This is a genomic window from Streptomyces sp. NPDC058052, from assembly GCF_042885515.1.
GTDB lineage: Bacteria > Actinomycetota > Actinomycetes > Streptomycetales > Streptomycetaceae > Streptomyces.
This window is the reverse complement of sequence record NZ_JBHVRX010000091.1, coordinates 1-1,225: the sequence shown is the minus strand read 5'-3', so window position 1 is coordinate 1,225 and position 1,225 is coordinate 1. Positions and strand designations below refer to the sequence as shown.

1 protein-coding gene is annotated in these 1,225 nt (G+C 37.7%); it reads left to right on the top strand.

Features of this window, described 5'->3' with window-relative positions; translation table 11 throughout:
• Positions 1-1,041, top strand: a 1,041-nt coding sequence (locus ACFVU3_RS40125) for an AbgT family transporter (protein ID WP_390073720.1), incomplete at its 5' end; no start/stop codon positions are given.
• Positions 1,042-1,225 lie beyond the last annotated feature (184 nt).

The window sequence follows — 1,225 nt, the reverse complement described above, 5'->3', positions numbered from 1 at the left end:
GGTTTAGCCATGGCCTACGCTTCAGCAGTTGGAGGTTTTGCTGCAAATTTAGTAGTAGGTATGCAAGATGCGCTCGTCTATTCTTTCACAGACCCAGCAGCACGTATTGTTTCTAAAGACATTAAGACAAACGTGGCTATGAACTGGTACTTTATCGCAGCAAGTGTTGTTGTCTTATTACCAACAATCCATTTGGTTACGACAAAACTCATTATTCCTAGGTTAGGACGCTATGATGAAAGCCAGGCCCATGAAGACACAGAAGAAACATCTTCTCATATCACACCACAAGAGAATAAAGCACTCTTTTGGGCAAACATAAGCTTTGTAGTACTCATCGTTTTACTCATTATATGCGCAATACCAGAACATAGTTTCTTAAGAAATGCGAAGACTGGAAGTCTACTCGACGATGCACCGTTAATTAATGGTGTCGGATTAATTATTTTAGTTGTGTTCTTAGTACCAGGCACAATTTATGGGATATTAAGTGGAGAAATTAAAAATACTAAAGACTTAGGCAGTATGATCGCGGAATCTTTAGGTTCAATGGGGTCATTTATTGTCATCGTATTCTTCGCATCACAATTACTTGCCTTTTTAGAATGGAGTAACTTAGGTGTCATTGCAGCCGTTAAAGGTGCCAAATTATTACAACATCAAAATGGAATAGTTTTAATTATAGGAATTATTTTACTAAGTGCTTTAGTCAATATGTTGGTCGGTAGCGCTTCTGCCAAATGGGGTATTCTAGCACCTATCTTTGTACCAATGCTCATCTTAGTTGGATTCCATCCAGCATTTACACAAGCAATTTATCGTGTAGGCGATTCAATTACAAACCCTATTACACCGATGATGCCATATCTACCATTATTACTTTCATATGCACAAAAGTATGATAAAAATATGAAACTCGGTACACTACTATCAAGTTTGATGCCTTACTCTATCGCCCTCACTATTGTATGGATAGCCTTTACATTAATATGGTTCCTACTTGGTATACCAGTAGGCCCCGGAGGACCCCTAAAGGTGTGAAGAAAAGCGCTTAGGTCATGAGCAATAACTAGCAATGAGCTAAAATTGTTCCTCAAATTTTTGCGAATTGAGTATTATTGTCGATTGACCTGCTTTTCGTAACCCGTCTATCATTCCTGGCATTTTAAACTCACTTACAATAAAAATAATCGCTAGTATATCTACCTAGCGATTATTTTTATTG